The sequence below is a fragment of the Brevibacterium siliguriense genome (assembly GCF_900105315.1).
Lineage (GTDB): Bacteria > Actinomycetota > Actinomycetes > Actinomycetales > Brevibacteriaceae > Brevibacterium > Brevibacterium siliguriense.
In genome coordinates this window covers 2,599,878-2,620,530 of sequence record NZ_LT629766.1, presented here as the reverse complement: position 1 = coordinate 2,620,530, position 20,653 = coordinate 2,599,878, and the positions used below count along the sequence as shown (strand labels likewise).

The window sequence follows — 20,653 nt, the reverse complement described above, 5'->3', positions numbered from 1 at the left end:
GGACGACCGATCAGTCGTCGAACTCAAGCCCGAGCAGGGCATTCTCGATCACCTCGGGCAGGGCTGGGTGGATCCAGTACTGCCCGGTGGCCACCTCGTCGGCTTTCTGACCGAAGGCCATGGCCTGGATGAGGGGTTGGATGAGCATCGAGGCTTCGTGTCCGACGATATGCGCGCCGAGGATGTGCCGAGTGCGGCGATCGGCGATGATCTTCACTATTCCCGGATCATCGGCCATCGCCCAGCCGTAGGCGACATCGGAGAACTTCTGCACCTTGATCGTCACATCGTGTCCGGCCTCCGCAGCCTGTGCCTCGGTCATGCCGACATAGGCGACCTGAGGTGAGGAGAACACGGCGCCGGGAACGGCATCATGGTTGACCGCAGCGAGGTCCTCGGTCGGAGCACTGCCCGGGTCTCCTGCCGCGACGTCGGCGGCCAGGTTGCGACCGACGATCTTCGCTTCGTGGTTGGCGACGTGTTTGAGCTGGTGGGGTGAGGAGATGTCTCCGAGTGCGAACACACCTGGCACCGGCTGACCGGAGGAGAGCACGCGTTGGTACTCGTCGACGGACAGGCGCTTTCCGTCGGTGATGTCTAAACCGGCGGCCTCGACGTCGAGCTCGGCGGTGTTGGGGATTCTTCCCGTGGCCACGAGCACACCGTCTGCGGTGACCGCGACTGGCAGGTCCGCCTCGGCGAGGCGTCCGCTGGATTCGAGGGTCAGCGTGACCTCGCCGTCGTCGATGTCGATCTGCTTGGCCTGGGCTCCGTGGAGGACTGTGTGGGCGGAGTCGAAGATCCGCGTGAACGCGTCGGCGACCTCCTCGTCGATATCGCCCAGGAGGCGGGGACCGCGGGCCAGGACGGTCACCTCGGTGCCGAGGGCCGCGAAGACATGGGCGAATTCCATGGCGACGATCCCGGAGCCGATGATGACCAGGCGTCGGGGCTGATCGGCACGCCGCATCACAGTGTTCGAGGTGAACACGGGGTAGTCGTCGGTGTCGATACGGGCGGTGTCGAGCCCTGCGATATTGGGGATGAACGGGTGGGCGCCGGCAGCGATGACGACGCGATCGGCGGTGATCTCCTCACCGGAGGCGGTGCGCACTGTCTTCTCTCCGGTGAAATGAACATGTTCGGGGACGACGGTGATATTCGGCTGGCGACCGCTGCTGCGGTACTCGCGGCCTCCGGACTCGATTGCGTCGACGCGGGAGAAGATGCGTTCCTGGAGTCCGGCCCAATCAACCTCGGGGCGCGTCGGGGTCAGGTTGTACCGGTCGGCCTGCATGGCCTGTTCGGCAAGGGTGGCGGGGTAGACGAACATCTTCGTCGGGATGCACCCGACGTTGAGGCAGGTGCCGCCGAAATGCCATTCCTCGGCGATGGCGGTCTTCAGGCCGGCGAACCGCTTGTCGAGGAACATGTTTCCCGAACCGGTGCCGATGAGCAGCAGGTCATAGTGCGTCAAAGTCCATCCCTCCGATGGTGCGTGATCCGACCGGCCGTGTCTGCGGCCGCAGAGCCGAAAGGGCGCCACGGGGATAACCCGTGACGCCCTCACTCTATTCCACTCGGCTGCGGGATCTCAGTTCGCCTGGGATCGGCCGCCAGCCGAGATCAGAGTGCGTAGTAGAGCTCGAACTCCGTCGGTGTCGGACGCAGTCGAGCGACATCGATTTCATTCTCGCGCTTGATGCGGATCCACGTCTCGATGAGGTCGGAAGTGAACACATCACCGGCGGTGAGGAAGTCGTGGTCCTTCTCGAGCTCGTTGAGCGCCTCGTCGAGGGTGCCGGGGACGAGCTTGATGTCCTTGGCCTCCTCGGGCGGGAGCTCGTAGAGGTCCTTGTCGATGGGCTCCGGAGGCTCGATGCGGTTGCGGATGCCATCGAGTCCGGCCATGAGCTGGGCCGAGAATGCGAGGTAGGGGTTCGACGAGGGGTCCGGCACACGGAACTCCAGGCGCTTGGCCTTCGGCGACGCACCGGTCACAGGAATGCGGATCGCGGCCGAACGGTTGCGGGCGGAGTATACGAGGTTGACCGGGGCCTCGTATCCGGGCACGAGCCGGCGGTAGGAGTTGATCGTCGGGTTCGTGAACGCGAGCACCGCACCGGCGTGTTCGATGAGGCCGCCGATGTACCAGCGGGCTAGGTCGGAGAGTCCGCCGTAGCCGTTCTCGTCGTAGAACAGGGGTTCGCCGTTCTTCCACAGCGACTGGTGGCAGTGCATGCCCGAGCCGTTGTCGTCGAAGAGCGGTTTGGGCATGAAAGTCGCGGACTTGCCGAGCTCGAACGCGGTGTTCTTGATCACGTACTTGAAGTCGAGGAGCTGATCACCGGCGTGCTGGAGAGTCTTGAACTTGTAGTTGATCTCCTGCTGACCGGCGGTGCCGACCTCATGGTGCGCCCGCTCCATCTCGAAGCCGATCTGCTCGAGTGTCAGAGACATCTGGTCGCGGATGTCGGCGTACTGATCCTGAGGTGAGACCGGGAAGTAGCCGCCCTTGAAGGGGGTCTTGTAGCCCTGGTTTCCGCCGGGCTCATCCGTGCCCGTGTCCCAAGCGGCTTCCTGCGAACCGATCTTGTAGAAGCTGCTGCCGGGGGTGTTCTCGTAGCGGATGGAGTCGAAGAGGTAGAACTCAGCCTCGGCGCCGAAGAAGACGGTGTCGGCGATGCCGGTGGATTCGAGGTAGGCCTCGGCCTTGGCTGCGACCTGGCGGGGATCGCGCGAGTAGGGTTCGTCGGTGAACGGGTCGACGATCGAATGGGTGATGACCAGTGTCTTCGCTTCACGGTACGGGTCAATGTATGCGGAGGTGACGTCGGCCAGCAGCTTCATATCGGATTCGTGGATGCCCTGGAAGCCCGTGATGGAGGACCCGTCGAATAGCAGACCTTCGGTGATCTCCTCGGTGCCGTATGAGGCGGCGGGGAGGTTGAAGTGCTGGACCACACCGGGCAGGTCGCAGAACCGGACATCGACGAATTTGACGTCGTTGTCCGAGATGAAGTTGACGAGTTCTTCAGCAGACGAGAACACTTAGGTCTCCTAGTTCGAGTACGGTGGCCGTTTGTCCTGACCACGGTCAATCTTAGTCGCCGAAGAATGAAGTAGTGATGTCGCCCATGTTTCGGGCATGTTTCCTGAGGATCCACTCAGCCCTGATTCCGTAGGCTGGGGGAGTGATCAATCGTGACGACCTTGGTTCCTGGCTCGAAGGACCCCGGTTCGACAGGGAAGACGACGACTGGCCCGGAAAGCGGCTGGGTCTGCCTGTCAACGGCTCGCATTCTCTGGCCCCGGCGTGGAAGCGCATCCTCGCTCTGCTCATCGACTGGCTGATGTGTCTGGCGATCGCCAATCTCATTGATCCGGCGAATCCGATCCTCGCTCCTGCCATCTTCGCTCTCGAGAATTTCGTGCTCGTGGGCACCCTCGGCTACTCGGTGGGACATCGCATATTCGGCATCGAGGTCCGCCGTCTCGACGGGCACGTGCCGGGACTGCTGAAGTCGCTCATCCGCGCAGTCCTCGTCGTGCTCGTCATTCCCGCACTCATTTTCAACCGCGACAACCGCGGCGTCCACGACCTCGCGGCCGGTACAGTCATCCTCCGCCGCTGACCCTCCCTTACTACCTGAGGGCGGCCCAGCAACCTCGCGCGAGGTTGCTGGGCCGCCCTCAGGTAGCAATTGGGGTGGGGGAGAAGTGGAAACGGCGCCGACTCGGAGTGAGTCGGCGCCGTTTCCACGTTCGCTGGGAATCTGCGGATCAGCGTCCGCGCATGGCCTTGTGGTTGGGGCGAGCCTTGTTCGGGTCGATTCCCTTCGGAATCGGCGGGCGCGAACCCTGAGTGCCCAGAGCAGCAAGACGATTGCGCACGGCCAGGACCTCGGCGCGGTTGAGTTTACGCGGCAGCTTCTGCACGGCCGGAACGACCTGCTTCATCGTCAGCTGGCCCTCTTCCTTGCCACCCTGGAAGGTGTGGATCGGAACGTTGGGGAGGATGCGCTCGTGACGCTTCTTCTCCTTGGCCAACAACTTCGCACTGCGGCCCTTCGGTCCTTCGCTCAGCAGGACGACACCGGCGCGACCGGTCGAGCGGAACACGAGGTCGCGGCTCTTCGGGTCGACGGCGATGGGCTTCTCGTCCATGAGGTATCCGCGCCGGGCGGTGTTGAGGACGGCGCCGAAAGCTCCGGGCTGTCCGTCCATCTGAGCGAAGGCGGCGGTCTCGGCGAAGCGCCCGAGCATGAACATGCCCAGCAGCAGACCGACCATGAAGCCGAGGATGGTCGTGAAGATGATCCCACCGAACACAAAGCCGGCACCGAGGCCGATGATCGTGCAACCCAGCACCGCTGCGGCCAGCAGCCACGGGGTCGCCTTATTGTGTTTGGCCGACAGCTCATAGACCTGACGCATCTGCGCCAGACGGCCGGGCTTCTTGTTCGGATCTTTGGGCTTGCGCCGGAAGAGTCCCTTACGCGGTTCTTCGCTCATTCTCTCACTTGCTCTTGAGGGGCGTTGCGGCGTCGCATCCCGAAATCAGGGGGAGACCGACGCTCATTGCTCAGCAGTCAAGTCTACCTCTTCGCCGGGGCCGAAGGTATCCACAACGGCCTGCGCCTCCTGTTTGGCCGGCGTGTGCTTGTCCAGGTGCGCCAGATGCGAAGGAATCTCCTCGCCGCGGCGGCGCATGGCGGTGGCCCACAGGCGTCCGGCTCGGTATGACGAGCGCACGAGCGGGCCCGACATGACACCGAGGAAGCCGATCTCCTCAGCCGCATCGCGCAGCATCACGAAGTCTGCTGGCTTCACCCACCGGGTGACGGGGTGGTGGCGGGGCGAGGGGCGCAGGTACTGCGTGATCGTGATGAGATCGCAGCCGGCATCGTGCAGGTCCTGCAGAGCGGAGATGATCTCGTCGTTCGTCTCGCCCATTCCGAGGATGAGGTTCGACTTCGTCACCAGACCGGCTTCGCGGGCCTGGGTGATCACCGACAGCGACCGTTCGTAGCGGAACGCGGGACGGATCCGCTTGAAGATGCGCGGAACCGTCTCGACATTGTGCGCGAGCACTTCGGGGCGGGAGGAGAACACCTCGGCGAGCTGATCCGGCTTGGCATTGAAATCGGGGATGAGCAGCTCGACGCCGGTGCCGCGTCCGTCGACATAGGAGAGGTCGTGGATCTGGCGCACGGTCTCGGCATAGAGCCACGCGCCACCGTCCTCGAGGTCATCACGGGCCACACCCGTGATCGTCGAGTAGCGCAGGCCCATCTCCGCCACCGAGGCGGCCACACGGCGCGGCTCGTCGGCATCGAATTCGGCCGGTCGGCCGGTGTCGATCTGGCAGAAGTCGCAGCGCCGGGTGCACTGTTCGCCGCCGATGAGGAAAGTCGCTTCGCGATCCTCCCAGCATTCGAAGATGTTAGGGCAGCCGGCCTCTTCGCACACCGTGTGCAGCTCCTGCTTGCGCACGAGTGACTTCAGCGCGGTGTACTCGGGACCGATATGGGCTTTTGCCTTGATCCAGGCCGGCTTGTCTTCGATGGGAGTCTCGGAGTTGCGGGCCTCGACGCGGAGCATGCGGCGGCCCTCTGGGGCGATCGTCATCTGAGTTCTCCTATGCGGTGATGGTCTCGTGCAGGATTTCGTCGAGTCGTTCGGCCACATCCTCAGGAGTGACGGTGCGACCGAGTTCGGCACTGATGGTCGTGGTGTCGGCGTCGGTGATCCCACACGGGATGATGGACTCATAGGCACCGAGGTCGTTGCTGCAGTTCAGCGCCAGTCCGTGCATCGTCACGCCTTCGTGGATGCGGATGCCGATGGCGCCGATCTTGCGGTCGCGACGGAGACCATCGTCTCGCAGCCAGACGCCGGCACGGCCCTCGATAGTGGTCGCTTGGATATCTAGTTCGGAAAGCAGCTTGATCATCGCGTCCTCGAGCTGGGACACGAAGAGCCGGACCTCTTTGGGGTCATTGAGCTTGTAGATGCAGTACGCGACCAATTGTCCTGGACCGTGCCAGGTGATTTTTCCGCCGCGGTCGACGTCGATGACATCGGTGCCGTCAGTCGGCCGCTCAAAGTCCTCGGTGCGCTTCCCGGCCGTATAGACCGGTGAATGCTCGAGGAGCAGGATCGTCGATCGACGATGACCTGCGAGCACTTCTTCGTGGTATCTCTTCTGCATTTCCCAAGTCTGCCGATAGTCCGAGAGGACCGGGGCGAACCCGAGGGTTTCTGTGGCCAGGGGCATGGCTCCACACTATGACTCTTGCCCCCAGTGTTCAATTTGTTTCCAATCACATCTGTCGTCCGCCACCGAGGCTGTGGCCCTTGACACACAACCACGTCAGCGAAGATCATTGAACCACATCAAACATTATCAAATCGCATCAGTGGAGATGACGAACGATGACATGGGAGTTTCAGACAACGATCGCCGACGATATCCACCGCATCGTCGATACCGACGGGCGCGGTGCGTGGGGCGTCGTCCATAACGATTTCGACGTCGATGATCCCCGCGTGCTCGCTCTCGCCGAGGTGGCCCTTCCCAACGGTGTGCGTTCCCTGCTCGTGGTCCCAGCCTCGCCCGGAGGGCTCGTCCTCGACGTCGTCCGCGCCTATCAGGGGCTGACCGAGGCCGAGCTGTGCACCCTGTTCCTCGGCATCATCGAAGCGCTGCAGACGTGCACGCGACCGGAGGATCGGCTCACTCTGTCCGCGTTCGCCCTCGACGCTGACGGGCGCCCGGTCACCATACCCGGCGTATCGGCGTCCATGGCGACGACGCCGCGCCGGGCAGTGGGGGAGATGATCTATCACGCCGTATACGGGCGGCCGTGGGCCGAGGTGCTGCTTCCCGTCGATCTCGCACTGACGGAATCATCAGCGGCGCTGCGATCACTCGTCAACGACCTCCTCGATGACACAGCTTCCGATATCGGGTTGAACAGCGTCCTCGCCGAGGCGGCCGATTCCCTGCGTACCCTCGATCGTCCCGCTGCGCTGCCGCTTGTGCCGGCAGAGAGCGCAACCGCGCCGGAGGCGGCCCTCACCGCACGCCTGCGCGTGGCATCCGGGCTCAGACCGAGCCGGGAAACGACGGAGGCCGTCGGTTCGACGCCCGGTTCGCCGGCCCCGTCTCTGCACAGCGGAGGGGTGTCTCCGCTGCGTGCCGGGGCAAGGAACTCCAGACGCTACAGACGGGGACGGAGGCAGCCGGATGGACGAAGACGCCTGCTGAACACCGGAAATTCTCTGTGGACGCGGCTCAGGGGTAGCGAGCTGCGGCGAATGTTCGGGCGCAGCACGTTGCTGATCGGCGTCGCAGTGAGTCTGACCCTGCTCGGCGGAATCATCGTCTGGGCTTCGTTGTCGAATTATGCAGGCGTGAGGGGCGAGGGAGCTTCCGCCGCCCAGGACGCGGACTCGTCGCCGGAACCGACGCAGGATCTGAGTGTGGAGGAAGTCACCGGAATCCTCGAGGAACTGTGCCGATCTCGGGCGAAGGCACTCGGCGACGGTGATGCGGCGGCTCTGCAGGCGCTCACAGTACCCGAGTCGGCTGCCGCTGCAGCGGATGAGCTCACCGATCCTGCAGCCTTTGCAGACTCCGACTATTCGATCGGTGTCGAGGACGTGGAGATCGTCGCGATCGACGATGACGGGGTGGTCGCCTCGGCGCTCATGCATTCGAGTGCGGGCAGCGGTGGTGCTCTGCAGGAGTTCGCCGCACACACGGTCGAGTTCGAACTGCAGAGGGTCGAAGGACGATGGCTAGTGGCGGAGGTCCGCGAGGTCGCATCGCCGTGAATGAGCAGTGCCGTGAATGACCCGAGGGGCCGACCAGGATCGGTCGGCCCCTCGAAAGGTGTGCGGAAGAGTCCGGCTCAGAGGTCGAGATCGGCCTCGAAGTTGCCTTCTTCCAGACGTGCCTTGATAGTCTGCAGGAAGCGTCCTGCATCCGCACCGTCGACCAGTTGGTGGTTGTAGGTCAACGGCAGGTACACCATGTCGCGGATGGCGATTGCTTCGTCTCCATCGGCCGTCTTCACGGCGACGGGGCGACGCACGATCGCACCCGTGCCGATGATGCCCATCTGCGGCTGGTTGATGATCGGCGTGTCGAAGAGTGCCCCGACGGAACCGATGTTGGTCACCGTGAAGGTTCCGCCTGAGAGCTCGTCCGGCATGATCTTATTGTTGCGGGTCCGGTCAGCGACATCGTCGATGGCCTTTGACAGACCTGCGACGCTCAGATCACCAGCATCCTTGATCACGGGCACCAGCAGTCCGCGCGGAGTGTCGACCGCGACGGCCAGGTGCTCGTGATCGAAGTAGGTGATCTGCTGCGACTCGAGATCGTACTGGGCGTTGACCTTCGGGTGCACCTGAAGCGCTTCGACGATTGCCTTCGCGAAGAACGGCAGGTAGGTCAGCTTCGAACCGTGCTTGGCCTGGAACGCTTCCTTGTTGGCCTTGCGCAGCTTCACGACGCGAGACATATCCACTTCGACGACCTGCGTGAGCTGAGCGGAGACGTCGAGGGACTCGCTCATGCGCTTGGCGATGGTCTGGCGGATACGCGAAGCCTTCTCCGTGGTGCCGCGCAGCTTCGCGACCTCCTCGGGGATCTCGACCTTGAACGGAGCCTTGGGAGCTCCGGCCGGAGCTCCGGCCGGAGCTGCGGACTGTGCGGCAGACGCGGCGGCAGTGCCGTTCTTCGCCGCGGTCTCGACATCCTGCTTGCGGATGCGACCGCCCACTCCGGTGCCGGTGACCTGCGAGAGGTCGACACCCTTCTCGCGAGCCAGACGGCGCACAAGGGGAGTGACGTAGGCAGCGTTCTCGCCCACGGTGTCGGCGGCGGCAGGGGCCTGTGCAGCAGCTTCCACCGGCTCCTCGGCCTGAGCGGCCGAAGCGGACTGTGCCGACGCGGCAGCAGCGGGCTTGGGAGCCGATTCCTGCTTCGGTGCCTCCTGCTTGGGAGCTTCCTTTGCAGGATCCTCTTCGGCCGGAGCTTCCTGTGCGGGAGCCTCGTCCTTCGGTGTTTCCTCCGCCGGTGCGGATTCAGCCGGGGCTCCGGAGCCGATGCGTGCCAGCGGCGCGCCGACCTCGACGGTGTCGTCCTCTTCCGCCAGGTGAGCCTGAACGACTCCGGCGACGGGGGAGGGGACCTCTGTGTCGACCTTGTCGGTCGAGACCTCGAGGAGCGGTTCGTCGACCTCGACCTCTTCGCCGACTTCCTTGAGCCAACGGGTCACAGTGCCTTCGGTGACGGACTCGCCGAGCGCGGGCATCGTGATCTCGGTGCCTTCGGAGGAACCGGAGTCCGAAGCGGAGGTGGCGGCAGGCGCGGATTCCACCGCGGGTGCCTCTTCCGCTGCCGGTGCCTCTTCGGCAGAAGCTTCTTCGGCCGGGGCCTCGGCAGGCTCCTCGGCGGATTCCTCGGACGGTGCCTCGTCTGCAGAGGAGGCACCGCTGCCGTCGCCGATGTAGGCGAGGTCACCGCCGACCTCGACCACGTCGTCCTCTTCGGCCAGGATCTTCTCGAGGGTGCCCGCGTACGGGCTGGGGATCTCAGTGTCGACCTTGTCGGTCGACACCTCGAGCAACGGCTCGTCTACCTCGACTTCTTCGCCCACTTCCTTGAGCCAGCGAGTGACAGTGCCCTCGGTGACCGACTCTCCGAGAGCCGGCATCTGAACGGAATTCGACATGAGTTTTCGTCTCCTCGGATCTTATGAGTGGAAGTGCAGGGGTTTTCCGGCCAGGGCCAGGTGGGCCTCGCCGAGCGCTTCGTTCTGCGTCGGGTGCGCATGGATGAGCTGTGCGACTTCCTCGGGGAATGCTTCCCAATTGACGATGAGCTGAGCTTCACCGGCCTGTTCGGACAGTCGTGCACCGATTCCGTGCACACCCACGACCGGGCCGTCCTTCTCGCGGATGACCTTGATCAGACCCGTGGTGCCCAGGATCACGGATTTGCCGTTGCCGCCGAGGTTGTATTCGATCGCTTCGACCTGATCCTTGCCGTACTTCTCTTCGGCCTGAGCCGAGGAGAGTCCGACGGAGAAGATCTCCGGCTCGCAGTACGTCACGCGCGGGATGCCCGATTCGACGACCGGGGCAGGTGAGAGCCCGGCGATCTCCTCGGCGATGAAGATGCCCTGTCCGAATGCTCGGTGGGCCAGTTGAAGTCCGGGGACGATATCGCCGCAGGCGTAGATGTTTCCGACACCGGTGTGAAGGCGCTCGTTGGCCAGGACGAATCCGCGATCCATCGGGATGCCCTGCTCTTCGAAGCCGAACCCCTCGGTGACCGGGCCGCGTCCGACGGCCACGAGGAGGTACTCCGCTTCGAGCGTTGATCCGTCTTCGAGGGTGACCTTGACGCCGTCGGCGGTCTCTTCGACGCCCTTGAACATCACACCGAGCTTGAACTTGATCTTGCGCTTCTTGAAGGCGCGCTCGAGGTTCTTCGAGATGGTCTCGTCCTCGTTGGCCACGAGGTGCTTGAGGCCCTCGACGATTGTGACGTCGGCTCCGAAGGAGTTCCAGACGCTGGCGAACTCGACGCCGATGACGCCGCCGCCGAGCACGATGGCCGATTTCGGAACCTTGTCGAGCTGCAGAGCCTCGGTGCTCGTGATCACGCGGTCGGTGATCTCAAGTCCGATGGTCTTCGACGTCGAACCGGTCGAGAGCAGCACGTTTGTGCCCTTGACGGTGTGGCTTCCGTCTTCTCCGGTGACCTCGACGCTGTCCTTGCCGACGAGCTTTCCGGTTCCGAAGTAGGTGTCGATTCCGCGAGCCTTGACCAGTCCCTGCAGACCCTTGTAGTTGCGGGTGATGACCCCGTCCTTGTACTCGAGCACCTTGTTGATGTCGATCCCCTTGAACTCGGCTTCGATGCCGAAAGTCTCGGAGTTCTTGGCGGATTCGGCGACTTCTGCGGCATGCAGAAGAGCCTTCGTCGGCACGCAGCCACGGTGCAGGCACGTGCCTCCCACCTTGTCGCGTTCGATCAAAGCGACCTTCATGTCGAGCTCTGCGGCGCGCAGAGCAGCGGCATAGCCACCGGTTCCGCCACCCAGAACGACAAGGTCGTAGGTCAATTCGTCACTCACGGATTTCTCCTCGTAGCTGTGAATAAGCCTGCAGTACGCAGCTTTCAGTCTTATCTTTCCACTTTTCTTGCGCGCGGCGAAGAAAAACGCTGTCTGATTGGACACAGGTGGGCATCATCACGTTCACCTCGACAGCGTGTAGAACCACTGTGCTCAGGCTTTCGCCTTAGCAATTTCGATGAGGGTGCGCACCGCCGCTCCGGTTGCGGCCTTCGGGGTGTAGCCGAAGGGTGCAGACCCGTTGAAGCTCGGTCCGGCGATATCGATATGAGCCCAGTTCGCATCCTCGCCGACGAATTCCCGCAGGAACGCGGCCGCTGCGAGCATTCCGCCGGGGCGCGGTCCCGAGTTCGTGAGATCGGCGGCGGTGGAGTCGAACCCGGAGAGCATCTCCTCGGGGATCGGCATCGCCCACATCTCCTCACCTGCCACGGACGCCGAGGCGATGACCTCCGCCCGTGCAGCTTCGGAGCCCATGACGCCGGAGGTGCGTTCGCCGAGCGCGACGATCTGAGCACCGGTGAGAGTGGCCACATCGATGAGCAGGTCCGGGTTCTCCGCCCCGGCGTCGGTGAGGGCATCGGCGAGGACGAGACGGCCCTCGGCATCGGTGTTCGTGACCTCGACGGTCTTGCCGTTGCGCATCTTCAGCACATCGCTGGGACGTTGCGCCGAGGACCCCGGCATGTTCTCGGCCATCGGCAGCCACGCGGTGACACGGACCGGCAGCTTGAGGTCGGCGATGCCGAACAGCGCCTGCACTACGGCTGCGGATCCGGCCATATCGGACTTCATGTCCTCCATGCTCTTTGCCGGCTTGAGGGAGATTCCGCCCGAGTCGAAGGTGATTCCCTTGCCGACGAAGCTGAGGTGTCGCTGGGCGCCGCGCGGTGCGTATTCGACCTTGACGAAGCGGGGGCCACGGGTCGAACCCTGACCGACGCCGATGATTCCGCCGTAGCCTCCGGCCTTGAGTTCCTTCTCACCGAGGACGGTGACCTTGAGCTTACGGTCCTTGGCCTGGTCACTCACGATCGCGGCATAGGACTCGGGGTAGAGATCCAGCGGGGGAGTGTTGACGAGGTCGCGAGCTCGGTTCGTCGCGGCCGCGATGACCTCACCGGCGTCATGAGCCGCCGCGAAGGTCTTGCCCTTGGGGCCGATGACGGTGATCTCTCCCGGGGTCCTGCTTTCGCTGCGGTACTCGAGGAACCGGTAGGCTCCGAGTCCGGCACCCACAGTCACCGCTTCGACCTCGGCTGCACTGGCGGCGGGGAGGGCAAGTGCGATGGACTCGACTCCGTCCAGGGCGCGCAGTGCCGCGCCTGCGCCACGACGCAGCGATTCGGCCTTTGCCGCGATATCGGAATCGTCGGCATCGAAATCGCCGAGACCGACCAGCAGGACGGAGTCCGCGGCAACACCCTTCGGAGCTGGAACACGAGCGGTGGATCCGGCCTTACCGCTGAACCCGATGGCTCGGGCAGCATCGTCCAGGGCGGTCTTCGTCGCCTTGGCGCCTTCGAGTCCGAGGACCTTCGAGTCCGCTGCCGCCAGCACCAGTACCGAGGCGGTAGCCTTCACCGGTGAGGTCGTGGAGTAGCTGCTGAGGGTGGATGCACCAGCCATGAGTTCCCTTTCAGTCGTCTTTGAACGTTGACTCGATCCTAATGCCTTATCAGTCCGCTTGCTGAAGCAGCGAGATCAGTGCCTGCTGAAGCGAAACGGATCTCTGACATATTCTTGGGTGCGTGTACTCATTGATCTTCAGACTCCTCTTCGTTCCGATGGATGCCGAACGAGCCCATCACCTCTCGTTCTCCGCCCTGCGCCTCCTTGATTCCATTCCCCTGCTCGGACGGCTGCTCCGCTTCGTCTGTGCTCGCGGCACCGTCCGGCCCGTCGAGGTGATGGGGCTGCCCTTCGCCAACCGCGTCGGACTGGCTGCGGGTTTCGATAAGAACGGGGTGGGAGTCCGCGCACTGTCCTCGTTGGGCTTCGGCCATATCGAGGTCGGAACGATCACCGCCCATGCTCAGCCTGGCAATGATCGGCCGCGTCTGTTCCGCCTGCGGAAGAATCTCGCCCTGCTCAATCGGATGGGGTTCAACAACGAGGGTGCCCGGCAGGCCTCGTTCAACATCGCCGCCGAGCGGGAGAAGATCGACGCCCTCCCGCAGCGTCTGCGTCCGATCGTGGGCATCAACATCGGCAAGACGAAGGTCGTCGAGGCGGCCGACGCGGAGGCCGACTACGCCGCTTCGACCCGTGCGCTGGCTCCTTTGGCCGACTACCTCGTGATCAATGTCAGCTCACCGAACACCCCCGGTCTCCGGGATCTGCAGTCCGCGAGCAGCCTGGAGCCGATCATCACGGCGGTCCGCGATACCGCCGCCGAGGTGGTGGACAGCCCGCGATCGACGCTGGGACATGTGCCCCTGCTCGTCAAGATCGCCCCGGACCTCGCCGACGAGGATGTGGTCGAGGTCTGCGATCTCGCTCTGCGCACCGGCGTCGACGGACTCATCACGACGAACACGACGATCGACCGGTCCGTGCTGACCGGCGCCGAGGCGGAATTCGCCGCAGGTCAGGCCGGGGGCATCTCCGGACGTCCCCTCGCCGAGCGCTCACTCGAGGTGCTGCGCTTGGTGAAGAAGAATGTGGGCGACGAGCTCACAGTCATCTCCGTCGGGGGAGTCGCGGATGCGAAAGACGCCCGTGCACGAGTGGCCGCGGGCGCCGATCTGGTTCAGGTCTATTCGGAGATGATCTACTCCGGTCCGCTCTTCCCCGGCCGCATCGTTCGCGGCCTCGAGTCGAGCCGTTTGCTCACTCGGGGTACTGGCGGCGCTTGACCTGAGGCTTGGGCATGCGCAGCGGACGGAGCTGGATGCTGCGCATGACCGCATAGAAGGTGATTCCCCGTTCGACTTCGCCGAACTTGTTGCGCAGCCGGTTCTTCAGGATGTAGTTGAGCACGAACCCGTCGAGGACGATCAGCGCGATGAGACCCCAGACGGCATAGGTGAAGTACTGCTGGATCTGCACCGGCTGGGTGAACGCGATGACGAGGATGAGGATCGCGGCGGGGATGAAGATCTCCCCGATCGAGAAGCGCGCATCGATGTAATCGCGGATGTACCGGCGCTGCGGTCCCTTGTCGCGGCGAGTCAGGTACTTCTCCTCACCGTTCATCATTCCGATGCGCGCTCGATCGCGCTCTTGCCTCTGCTGTTCCTTGGCTTGTCTGTTCGCAACCTTGCGATCCTTGTTCACCAGGGGCTGACGGCGCGCAGACTCCTGGTGGCTGCGCTTGGGCGTGGGCCGTCCCTTCTTCGCCTCCGCATCGCGACGGGCGTCGGCTTCTTCGGAGAGGTCGTCATGGACTGGCTGAGAGGCGGAGGTTTCGTCTTCCGCGCGAGATTTTTTGCTTCCGAACACGAGATGAATACTACCTTTGGAGAATGAGCGAATCGACTTCAGCACTTGACAGTGCACAATTGCATGCCGAACTGGACACCATCTTCGACGAGGTCCTCGGCAATCTCACGGATCTCGTGGCCATCCCCTCCGTCGCCTGGCCGAGTTTCGACTCGGCGAACGTCACGGCCAGCGCCGAGGCGGTCGCCGGCTTGGCACGCAACCTCGGCCTCGACGTCGACATCCTCAGCGCGGACCAGCCCGACGGAACCCCGGGCTACCCCGCCGTCGTCGCCTCCGTGCCGGCGCCCGCAGGCGCGCCGACCGTTCTCCTCTACGCCCACCACGACGTCCAGCCGCCCGGACGTGACGCGGATTGGGACACCGAACCGTTCGTCGCCACCCGCAGGGGCGATCGGCTCTTCGGCCGAGGAGCAGCCGATGACAAGGCCGGAATCATGGTTCATCTCACGGCTCTGCGGCTGCTGGCCGACCGCCTCGGCGTCGGCGTGACTCTCTTCTTCGAAGGCGAGGAAGAGGCCGGCAGCCCGAGCTTCCGCAATTTCCTCGAAACCTACCGCGATCGTCTGCGCGCCGATGTCATCGTCGTCGCCGACTCGGGCAATTGGGCGGCGGGAACCCCGGCCCTGACGACGAGCCTGCGCGGAATGTGTGCCGTCGAATTCGAGGTCTCCACCCTCGACCATGCCGTGCATTCTGGAATGTACGGCGGAGTGGCACCGGATGCGATGCTCGCGATGACGAAGCTGCTGGCCACTCTCCACGATGACGACGGCTCGGTCGCGGTCGCCGGGCTGCACTCGAGCACGGGAACGTCCATCGACTTCGACGAGGCGATTCTGCGCACCGACTCCGGTGTGCTCCCGGACACCGCACTCATCGGCACAGGCACCCTGGCCTCCCGCCTGTGGACCCAGCCGTCGATCACGGTCATCGGCCTCGACATCCCCGATGTGGCGGTCTCGTCGAACACCCTGCAGTCCTCGCTCAAGGCCAAACTCTCGATCCGACTCGCGCCGGGGGACACTCCAGCCTCGGCGGTCAGTGCCGTTGAAGAACATCTGCGGGCCAATCTGCCCTTCGGTGCACAGCTGAGCATCGGTGAGACAGAGGGCGGCAGCCCCTGGCAGGCCGACGAGGGCGATCCCGTGGTCCGGACGGCCCGACAGGCACTGACCGATGCCTGGGGCACTGAGTCGGTGACGATGGGCATCGGCGGATCCATCCCCTTCATCGCCGATCTGCTCGACGTGTTCCCCGGCGCGTCGATCCTGGTCACGGGCGTCGAGGACCCGGACGCCAGGGCTCACAGCGCCAACGAATCGCTCTACCTGCCCGATTTCAAGGCCGCGATCGTCGCCGAAGCCCTGCTGCTGCAGCGCCTCGGCGACAAGGGATGACACGAATGGGGAATAGCTTGCCGGGCACTGATGTTGTGACCGGTGTAGCCTGGGGGCAGGAACGCGAAAAGGAGTAACCATGACTGTGACCGAAAAAGCCGAAGCCACCCACGAGGTGGAGCTGTCGTCGACCGCTGCCGACAAGGTCCGCAGCCTGCTGGAGCAGGAAGGCCGTGACGACCTGCGCCTGCGCGTGGCCGTCCAGCCCGGCGGATGCTCCGGACTGATCTATCAGCTCTACTTCGATGAGCGCTTCCTCGACGGAGACGCAGTCCGCGACTTCGACGGCGTCGAGGTCATCGTCGACCGGATGAGCGTTCCCTACCTCAGCGGTTCGACCATCGATTTCTCCGACACCATCGAGAAGCAGGGTTTCACCATCGACAATCCCAACGCGGGCGGATCCTGCGCCTGCGGAGACTCGTTCCACTGATCAGCCTCGGCTGAGGAGGAACGCTTCTCATGGACCTGGAAGACCTGCGTGCCGTGTCGTACACGGCCACGCAGTCCCAGGTCCTTTTGTCGTATCGGGCCGGGCTCTTCCCGATGGGAGTCGGGCACGGCGGCACCGGTCGGATGGGATGGTGGGCTCCGCGCCGACGCGGTGTCCTCTTCCCCGGTGACCTGCGTGTGACGAAGAGTCTGCGCAAGTCGATGAAGCACTTCACGTTCACCACCGATCGCGCTTTCATGCACGTCATACGCTCGTGCGCCGACCCGCGGCGGACAGGCAGCTGGATCACCGAGGAGATGATCGAGCTGTATCAGGGCCTCCACGACGATGGGTGGGCCCATTCGGTGGAAGTCTGGAACGAGGATGAGCTGGTGGGCGGGCTCTACGGAGTCGCCATCGGCTCGTTCTTCGCCGGCGAATCGATGTTTCATACTCAGCGGGACGCCTCTAAGGCGGCGCTGGCCCACCTGGTGGGGCTCTTCGACGGCACCAACGTCGTCAGAGGAATTGGTCCGGCCGCCTCGGCGGATCATGACTCAGTGTCGAGGGGCTGGCTCATCGACACTCAGTGGCAGACATCACATCTGTCCACCCTCGGCGTGTCGGAGATCAACGGCCTCGAGTACTCCGCGCACCTAGAATCCGCGCTCAGGGGCAGCATCTGTCAGGATATTCTCAACAAATGAACACCTGCGGGTGAATTTCTACCGCTTGTAGCGGTAGTCTTATGGGTGACAGAGTAAGTACACGTCTCTCGGCCTGACCTGGAGACGCAGAACGTTGTGAAAGGCTGCACGTGGATTCTCCGAATCAGTCAGGACCGCAGCGGTCCTGGGCGAAGCGGCTCGGCATTCTGAGCGCCGTGTTGATACCGGCGTTGCTATCGGGTTGCACCAAAGAGCAGATCGCCACAGGATTTTTTCCCGTCGAGTCGCAAGGCGCGACGAACCACACGGAATCCTATACAGCGCTGTGGAACGGCGCCTGGATCGCCCTTCTCATCGTGGGCCTCATCGTGTGGGCACTCATCCTCTGGGCCATGGTCGCCTACCGCCGCCGCAAGAACGATCGCGGACTGCCGGTGCAGATGCGCTACAGCATGCCGATCGAGATCCTCTTCACCGTGACTCCGGTCGTCCTCGTCCTCGGGTTCTTCTTCCAGAGCGTCCAGGTCATGGAGAAGACGACGGATGACACGACCCCCGGTGAGCAGGTCATCGAGGTCGCTGCCAAGCAGTGGGCCTGGGACTTCAACTACGAGACCGAAAACGTCTACTACGCCGGTACTCAGGTTGCGCTCGACGGCACCGAAGCGCCGGAGAAGACTGCTCCCGTGCTCTACCTCCCGGTCGACACCGACCTCGAGATCCGTCTGCACTCTCGTGACGTCCTCCACTCCTTCTGGGTCCCCGCTTTCCTCGAGAAGCGCGACATGATCCCCGGTCACGATCAGAGCCTGCATCTGCGTGCCGAGAAGGAAGGCGAATACGTCGGCAAGTGCGCCGAGCTGTGCGGCGAATACCACTCCGAGATGCTTTTCAACGTCAAGGTCGTGTCCAAGGAAGAATTCCAGGAGTACACGCAGTCGCTTGCCGATCAGGGCAACACAGGCCAGCTGGGACCGGAGTACGATCGCAACTGGTACCCGAAAGAAGGTGCTGAGAAATGACCGCCACGATGGATCAGGCGGCTCTTGACGCTCCGGTAGTTCCACGGAGCAAGGGCAAGATCATCGTCGACTGGATCACGTCGACGGATCATAAGACGATCGGGTACATGTACCTCATCGGTTCGTTCTTCTTCTTCTGCGTCGGCGGCGTGATGGCGCTCATCATCCGCCTCGAGCTCTTCGAGCCCGGGATGCAGATCGTCGAAACGAAGGAACAGTACAACCAGCTGTTCACCATGCACGGCACATTGATGCTGCTCATGTTCGCCACCCCGCTCTTCGCCGGCTTCGCCAACGTCATCATGCCGTTGCAGATCGGCGCTCCGGATGTGGCTTTCCCGCGACTGAATGCCTTCGCGTTCTGGATGTACCTCTTCGGCAGCCTTGTGGCCATCTCCGGATTCCTCACCCCACAGGGTGCGGCTTCGTTCGGCTGGACCGCCTATGCGCCATTGAGCAATACGACATTCACGCCGGGCGCAGGCGGCAATTTGTGGGTGCTCGGACTCGCGCTGCAGGGCTTCGGAACTATCCTCGGCTCCGTCAACTTCATCACCACCGTCATCACCATGCGTGCACCGGGCATGACCATGTTCCGGATGCCGATCTTCACCTGGAACGTGCTCATCACGGGCATCCTCGTCCTCATGGCCTTCCAGCCCCTGGCCGCCGCACTGCTGGTCCTCGGTTCCGACCGAGTCCTCGGCTCTCATGTGTTCAGTCCGGGCAACGGCGGACCCATTCTCTGGCAACATCTGTTCTGGTTCTTCGGCCACCCGGAGGTCTACGTCATCGCGCTGCCGTTCTTCGGCATCGTCACGGAGATCTTCCCGGTGTTCAGCCGCAAGCCGGTCTTCGGCTACAAGGAGCTCGTCTTCGCGACGGTCGCCATCGCTGCTCTTTCGGTGACCGTGTGGGCTCACCATATGTACGTCACGGGCGTGGTCGCACTGCCGTTCTTCGCCTTCATGACGATGCTCATCGCGATTCCGACGGGTGTGAAGTTCTTCAACTGGATCGGCACGATGTGGAAGGGCTCGATCACGTTCGAGACGCCCATCGTGTGGTCGATCGGCTTCCTTGCCACGTTCCTCTTCGGCGGACTCACCGGAGTCATCTTGGCCAGCCCCGCACTCGACCAGCAGGTGTCCGACACCTACTTCGTCGTGGCGCACTTCCACTATGTCGTCTTCGGCACCGTCGTCTTTGCGATGTTCGCCGGATTCTACTTCTGGTGGCCGAAGTGGACGGGCAAGATGCTCAACGAGAAGCTCGGGCACATCCACTTCTGGATGCTCTTCATCGGCTTCCACGGAACCTTCCTCGTCCAGCACTGGCTGGGTGTCGACGGAATGCCCCGTCGTTACGCTGACTACCTGCCGCAGGACGGCTTCACCTGGATGAACCAGGTGTCGACGGTCGGTTCGCTGCTGCTGGGGCTGTCCATGGTTCCGTTCTTCTGGAACGTCTGGATCACCCACCGCAATGCGCCCAAGGTGACGGTCGACGACCCGTGGGGCTACGGAGGATCACTCGAATGGGCAACCTCCTGCCCGCCCCCTCGTCACAACTTCACCTCGCTGCCGCGCATCCGCTCCGAACGTCCTGCGTTCGATCTCAACCACCCTGAACTGCTTGAGTACAGCGGACACGGTCAGGCAGAACCTCAGCTGACAGGAGACAACGCCAAATGAAGTCATCGATCTACGTCTTCAACCTCTGCGGCCTGTTCTTCATCGTTGTTGCCATCGTCTACGGGTTCTACACCGACTTCACAGAGCTCGTCGGATTCCCGGCGCTGCTCCTGGTCGGTCTGATGGCCATGATGATCGGTGTCTACCTCTGGCTCACCGACCGCCGCGTTGGGCGTCAGCCCCAGGACAACGAGGATGCTGAGATCTCCGACGCTGATGCCGATTACGGAATGTTCAGTCCGTGGAGCTGGTGGCCGATCGCGTCGGCCGCTGCCGCAGCTGTCGCTTTCTACGGAATTGCGATGGGCTGGTGGATCTTCCCGTTCGGTGTCGTGCTCGGCATCATCGCGCTCGTCGGTCTCACCTATGAACACGATCGTGGAGACTTCGCCCACTGATTCGGTGAACTGATCGCCAGCCACTGTGGCCCGGACTCAAGAAGAGTCCGGGCCACAGTGCTATTCACAATCTTCGCTGTTCACACTGACGGACAGTCTCTCCGTCCGCGGCGTTTCGAGCACGTATACGTCTTTTCGTCGCTCCGCGAATGCCCACACAGAGTTGTGAGGGCCCTTGAATCCGTCCCCTAAGAGCGGTCCGCCTCGGCCTTGACGGCGCTTCGGAAATCGACGTTTCTGCCTTTCAGGGCAGCGATGGAGGGCGCGCTATACGGGATCATGTGTATGGGCACGGTCGCACACAGACATAACGGCTTCTGGGCAGGTCCAATGCGGCTCTCGTCATTGTCCGGCCGTGCTCCCGTATTGCGCGCCGTCATGTGAGATCTCGGGTCGCTGTGGGAGGGAGGGTGAAGTCAACCCTTGCTCAGAAGC

General features: G+C 63.4%; 18 protein-coding genes. 9 read left to right on the top strand and 9 right to left on the bottom strand.

The genetic code is table 11. The features are described 5' to 3' along the window. Positions 1-10: 10 nt before the first annotated feature. Both BLU88_RS11605 and glnA read right to left on the bottom strand, forming a co-directional pair. Positions 11-1,477 (bottom strand): mycothione reductase, encoded by a 1,467-nt coding sequence (locus tag BLU88_RS11605; RefSeq protein WP_092013975.1) that lies wholly within the window; start codon positions 1,475-1,477, stop codon positions 11-13. Between the two features lie 149 nt (positions 1,478-1,626). After that, positions 1,627-3,051, bottom strand: coding sequence for a type I glutamate--ammonia ligase (gene glnA / locus BLU88_RS11600; RefSeq protein WP_092013972.1), 1,425 nt, complete (start codon positions 3,049-3,051; stop codon positions 1,627-1,629). Between the two features lie 143 nt (positions 3,052-3,194). On the opposite strand from glnA, the gene BLU88_RS11595 reads away from it, so the two are divergent. Beyond that, the gene (locus BLU88_RS11595) at positions 3,195-3,635 is read left to right on the top strand and encodes an RDD family protein (protein WP_092013969.1); all 441 of its coding nucleotides are present in this window, start codon (positions 3,195-3,197) and stop codon (positions 3,633-3,635) included. Positions 3,636-3,783: 148 nt separating this feature from the next. Here BLU88_RS11595 and BLU88_RS11590 read toward each other — a convergent pair whose 3' ends face one another. The 3 genes from BLU88_RS11590 to lipB form a co-directional block, all read right to left on the bottom strand. After that, positions 3,784-4,515, bottom strand: a complete 732-nt coding sequence (locus BLU88_RS11590) for a DUF4191 domain-containing protein (RefSeq protein ID WP_092013966.1) — start codon at positions 4,513-4,515, stop codon at positions 3,784-3,786. Between the two features lie 63 nt (positions 4,516-4,578). Then, positions 4,579-5,631: a lipoyl synthase gene (lipA, locus tag BLU88_RS11585; RefSeq protein ID WP_092013963.1), complete on the bottom strand. Its 1,053-nt coding sequence runs from the start codon at positions 5,629-5,631 to the stop codon at positions 4,579-4,581. A 10-nt stretch (positions 5,632-5,641) separates the two neighbouring features. Then, positions 5,642-6,280, bottom strand: coding sequence for a lipoyl(octanoyl) transferase LipB (gene lipB, locus BLU88_RS11580; protein ID WP_092013959.1), 639 nt, complete (start codon positions 6,278-6,280; stop codon positions 5,642-5,644). A gap of 158 nt (positions 6,281-6,438) precedes the next feature. On the opposite strand from lipB, the gene BLU88_RS11575 reads away from it, so the two are divergent. Next, positions 6,439-7,842, top strand: a complete 1,404-nt coding sequence (locus BLU88_RS11575) for a hypothetical protein (RefSeq protein WP_092013956.1) — start codon at positions 6,439-6,441, stop codon at positions 7,840-7,842. Between the two features lie 77 nt (positions 7,843-7,919). Here BLU88_RS11575 and sucB read toward each other — a convergent pair whose 3' ends face one another. From sucB to BLU88_RS11560, 3 genes are all read right to left on the bottom strand, one after another. Then, complete coding sequence (sucB, locus tag BLU88_RS11570) at positions 7,920-9,749, bottom strand: 2-oxoglutarate dehydrogenase, E2 component, dihydrolipoamide succinyltransferase (protein WP_092013953.1); 1,830 nt, start codon at positions 9,747-9,749, stop codon at positions 7,920-7,922. A 21-nt stretch (positions 9,750-9,770) separates the two neighbouring features. Then, positions 9,771-11,159 carry a dihydrolipoyl dehydrogenase gene (gene lpdA, locus BLU88_RS11565; RefSeq protein ID WP_092013950.1) on the bottom strand — a complete coding sequence of 463 codons (1,389 nt, stop codon included), beginning with the start codon at positions 11,157-11,159 and terminating at the stop codon, positions 9,771-9,773. A 153-nt stretch (positions 11,160-11,312) separates the two neighbouring features. Next, a complete protein-coding gene (locus BLU88_RS11560) occupies positions 11,313-12,788 on the bottom strand; it encodes a leucyl aminopeptidase (RefSeq protein WP_092013947.1) in 1,476 nt (491 codons plus the stop codon). 122 nt (positions 12,789-12,910) lie between these two features. Here BLU88_RS11560 and BLU88_RS11555 point away from each other — a divergent pair, with 122 nt between their 5' ends. Next, entirely contained in the window at positions 12,911-14,017 is a 1,107-nt protein-coding gene (locus BLU88_RS11555; protein ID WP_092013944.1) for a quinone-dependent dihydroorotate dehydrogenase, read from the top strand. Here BLU88_RS11555 and BLU88_RS11550 read toward each other — a convergent pair. Further along, a complete protein-coding gene (locus BLU88_RS11550) occupies positions 13,992-14,603 on the bottom strand; it encodes a DUF3043 domain-containing protein (protein ID WP_092013941.1) in 612 nt (203 codons plus the stop codon). The two genes, BLU88_RS11555 and BLU88_RS11550, sit on opposite strands and share 26 nt — an antisense overlap. Before the next feature lie 23 nt (positions 14,604-14,626). Between BLU88_RS11550 and BLU88_RS11545 the strand changes: the two genes are divergently transcribed. The 6 genes from BLU88_RS11545 to BLU88_RS11520 all read left to right on the top strand — a co-directional run bounded on the left by BLU88_RS11545 (position 14,627) and on the right by BLU88_RS11520 (position 20,218). Next, the gene (locus tag BLU88_RS11545; RefSeq protein ID WP_092013938.1) at positions 14,627-16,003 is read left to right on the top strand and encodes a dipeptidase; all 1,377 of its coding nucleotides are present in this window, start codon (positions 14,627-14,629) and stop codon (positions 16,001-16,003) included. Between the two features lie 79 nt (positions 16,004-16,082). Continuing rightward, a complete protein-coding gene (locus tag BLU88_RS11540) occupies positions 16,083-16,436 on the top strand; it encodes a HesB/IscA family protein (protein ID WP_025778316.1) in 354 nt (117 codons plus the stop codon). A 29-nt stretch (positions 16,437-16,465) separates the two neighbouring features. Beyond that, positions 16,466-17,143 (top strand): leucyl/phenylalanyl-tRNA--protein transferase, encoded by a 678-nt coding sequence (aat, locus tag BLU88_RS11535; RefSeq protein ID WP_092013935.1) that lies wholly within the window; start codon positions 16,466-16,468, stop codon positions 17,141-17,143. Positions 17,144-17,253: 110 nt separating this feature from the next. Then, a complete protein-coding gene (gene ctaC, locus BLU88_RS11530; protein WP_092013932.1) occupies positions 17,254-18,126 on the top strand; it encodes an aa3-type cytochrome oxidase subunit II in 873 nt (290 codons plus the stop codon). After that, positions 18,123-19,820: an aa3-type cytochrome oxidase subunit I gene (gene ctaD / locus BLU88_RS11525; RefSeq protein WP_092013929.1), complete on the top strand. Its 1,698-nt coding sequence runs from the start codon at positions 18,123-18,125 to the stop codon at positions 19,818-19,820. Before ctaC ends, ctaD begins: the two co-directional genes overlap by 4 nt. Next, complete coding sequence (locus BLU88_RS11520; RefSeq protein ID WP_092013926.1) at positions 19,817-20,218, top strand: cytochrome c oxidase subunit 4; 402 nt, start codon at positions 19,817-19,819, stop codon at positions 20,216-20,218. Before ctaD ends, BLU88_RS11520 begins: the two co-directional genes overlap by 4 nt. The last annotated feature ends 435 nt before the right edge of the window (positions 20,219-20,653 follow it).

Coding starts and splice junctions, on each gene's coding strand:
- BLU88_RS11560 (WP_092013947.1), bottom strand. CDS start 12,788: ATGGCTGGTGCATCCACCCTCAGCAGCTACTCCACGACCTCACCGGTG.
- BLU88_RS11545 (WP_092013938.1), top strand. CDS start 14,627: ATGAGCGAATCGACTTCAGCACTTGACAGTGCACAATTGCATGCCGAA.
- ctaD (WP_092013929.1), top strand. CDS start 18,123: ATGACCGCCACGATGGATCAGGCGGCTCTTGACGCTCCGGTAGTTCCA.
- BLU88_RS11520 (WP_092013926.1), top strand. CDS start 19,817: ATGAAGTCATCGATCTACGTCTTCAACCTCTGCGGCCTGTTCTTCATC.
- lipB (WP_092013959.1), bottom strand. CDS start 6,280: ATGCCCCTGGCCACAGAAACCCTCGGGTTCGCCCCGGTCCTCTCGGAC.
- BLU88_RS11540 (WP_025778316.1), top strand. CDS start 16,083: ATGACTGTGACCGAAAAAGCCGAAGCCACCCACGAGGTGGAGCTGTCG.
- sucB (WP_092013953.1), bottom strand. CDS start 9,749: ATGTCGAATTCCGTTCAGATGCCGGCTCTCGGAGAGTCGGTCACCGAG.
- aat (WP_092013935.1), top strand. CDS start 16,466: ATGGACCTGGAAGACCTGCGTGCCGTGTCGTACACGGCCACGCAGTCC.
- lipA (WP_092013963.1), bottom strand. CDS start 5,631: ATGACGATCGCCCCAGAGGGCCGCCGCATGCTCCGCGTCGAGGCCCGC.
- BLU88_RS11575 (WP_092013956.1), top strand. CDS start 6,439: ATGACATGGGAGTTTCAGACAACGATCGCCGACGATATCCACCGCATC.
- BLU88_RS11590 (WP_092013966.1), bottom strand. CDS start 4,515: ATGAGCGAAGAACCGCGTAAGGGACTCTTCCGGCGCAAGCCCAAAGAT.